General features: G+C 71.5%; 3 protein-coding genes and 1 pseudogene. 1 reads left to right on the top strand and 3 read right to left on the bottom strand.

Annotation, left to right across the window (positions count from 1 at the left end):
* Positions 1–334, bottom strand: a 334-nt coding sequence (locus AOK24_RS39545) for an LLM class flavin-dependent oxidoreductase (RefSeq protein WP_159052157.1), incomplete at its 3' end; no start/stop codon positions are given.
* A 244-nt stretch (positions 335–578) separates the two neighbouring features.
* Between AOK24_RS39545 and AOK24_RS39540 the strand changes: the two genes are divergently transcribed.
* On the top strand, positions 579–911 hold the full coding sequence (locus tag AOK24_RS39540; RefSeq protein WP_055724751.1) for a hypothetical protein: 333 nt from the start codon (positions 579–581) through the stop codon (positions 909–911).
* A 7-nt stretch (positions 912–918) separates the two neighbouring features.
* Here the strand turns inward: AOK24_RS39540 and AOK24_RS39535 are convergent, their stop codons facing one another.
* The gene (locus AOK24_RS39535) at positions 919–1764 is read right to left on the bottom strand and encodes an ABC transporter permease subunit (protein WP_055724750.1); all 846 of its coding nucleotides are present in this window, start codon (positions 1762–1764) and stop codon (positions 919–921) included.
* Positions 1761–2089: pseudogene (locus AOK24_RS49975) on the bottom strand (hypothetical protein); the annotation flags it as partial. The gene AOK24_RS39535 and the pseudogene AOK24_RS49975, both read right to left, overlap by 4 nt.

The following is a 2089-nucleotide window of genomic DNA, read 5'->3' as shown; positions in this document are numbered from 1 at the left end:
CCCCGGGCCCACCCCGCCCGACCCCGAGGGAGAACCGCCCCCCACTGGTGAGGTGCAGCAGCGCGGCCTGCTCCCCGAGCGCGACGGGATGGACGTTGGGCAGCACACTCACCGCCGTCCCGACCCGGATCCGCCGCGTACGCCCGAGCAGCAGCGCGGCCAGCGTGACGGCCGAGGGACACGTGCCGTAGGGCACGAAGTGATGCTCGGCCAGCCACACCGAGTCGAGACCCGCCTCCTCCGCGACCTCAGCGGACCGCACGGCCCGGTACAGCGCCTCCCCCTGCCCCTGTCCGGGGAACTGGGCCGCCAACACGAAACTTCCAACGCGCATGGACTTTCCTGCTTCCTTGGCTCCGACACGGAGCTCCCCCACACCGGCATAACCGCCTGACACGTGCCGAGGACACGGCCTGGCGAAGAGATTTCCGGATTGTCTGGAGAACGGCTCCGAGGAGCCACTCAACCCCCTCACCCCAGGGGGACTTGTGGGGATTGGCCGTTCATCGCCTACCCCGCATTCCGCCGCGTAGGCTGGAGCGGAACCACGCTCCCTGCACAAGCCCGTGAGGTGTCCCGTGTCCCCGCGCCGCAACCGCCCCAAGGGCACCGACCCGTCAGGCCACAGCGCCGAGGACGACCGCGCGGGCCGCTACGGCGGCTGGCAGTCCTCGACGGACTGGGCCGGCGAGGAGTGGAGCGTGCGGCATGTCGCGGGCGCGAGCAGCCAGGGCAAGTCGTACCGCTGCCCCGGCTGCGACCAGCTGATCCCCGACGGCGTCCCCCACGTCGTCGCCTGGCCGCAGCACGCCGGCGTCGACGACCGCCGCCACTGGCACAAGGCCTGCTGGAACGCGCGGGACCGCCGCACCCCGGGGGTACGACGGTCCCGAAACGCACCGCGCTTCTGAGCGACGGTCACACGTCCCGCTTCTCCAGCAACGCGAACCCGGCACCGAAGGCGGCCCCGGTCACCACGAGGGCGATCAGCAGCGAGTCCCACGCGGACGGCCCGGACTCGGTCAGCGTCTCCGCGTAGAACGTGCTCAGCAGATTCGGGATCGAGTACTCGAAGAGGAAGTCCCGCAGCCCGGACAGCGACTCCGAGAACATGAACAGCGCGAGCACGAGCGGCGCCAGCACCAGCCCGATCATGATCGTGATGGCCCCCGCCGAGTGCCGTACGACCGACCCGACGGCCAGCGACAGCATCCCGAGCAGCGCGATGAACAGGGACACCCCGAAGGTCCCCTTGACCCACTCGCCGGTGGACGGCGTCCGCGCCCCGTCGAGCAGCGCGACGTCCGCGAGCGCCACGATCAGCGTCGACACGAACGTGAACACGAACGCGACGCCGAAGAACACGATGCCCTTGGCCGCGAGCACCCGCCCCCGCGAGGGGCACGCCACCATCGTCGTACGGATCATCCCGGTGCCGTACTCGGACGCGGTCGTCAGCACCCCCAGCGTGATCACGCACATGCTGCCGAGCAGCAGCCCGAACACGCCGTAGGACAGGGGGTTGTCGCCCTGAAGGTCATACGGATCGGCATTGGCGGCGATGAGTACGGCCGTCAGCAGCCCGACGCCGACGACCATCACCACGAACACCCCGAGCGTCCACATCGTCGACCGCACGGACCGGATCTTCGTCCACTCCGAGGCGACGGCATGCCCCAGATGCGTCCGCACGACCGGGATCGGCGACGTGTACCCGCCACCGGCCTGCTGCCACACCTGCGGCGAAGGAGTCTGCTGGCTCATCGTGCGTCCTCGGTGTCAGTGTTCTTCTTCTCAACGGAGACGGCCCCGACGGCAGCACCGCCCGCCGCCTTCTCGCCCGGCGCGTCCACGGCGCTCTCAGCACCGTCGGGCACCCCACCCGCAGCCTCCGCCCTGACCGGCGCAATCACCAGCGTCCCGGGCTCCTTCCCGCCTGCCGCCCCGCCGGGCCGAGCCGGAGAAACCACCGGAGCCGGCCCGAAGCCACCGGGAGCGCTCTCCTGCGCGGCGGCCGGAGCAGTGGCCTGCGCGGCGGCCGGAGCGGCGACCTGCGCCCCCGACTCGCCCCCCGCCTGGCCCTGGCCCG

The organism is Streptomyces niveiscabiei (genome assembly GCF_001419795.1).
Lineage (GTDB): Bacteria > Actinomycetota > Actinomycetes > Streptomycetales > Streptomycetaceae > Streptomyces > Streptomyces niveiscabiei.
This window is presented reverse-complemented; position numbering and strand designations above follow the sequence as displayed.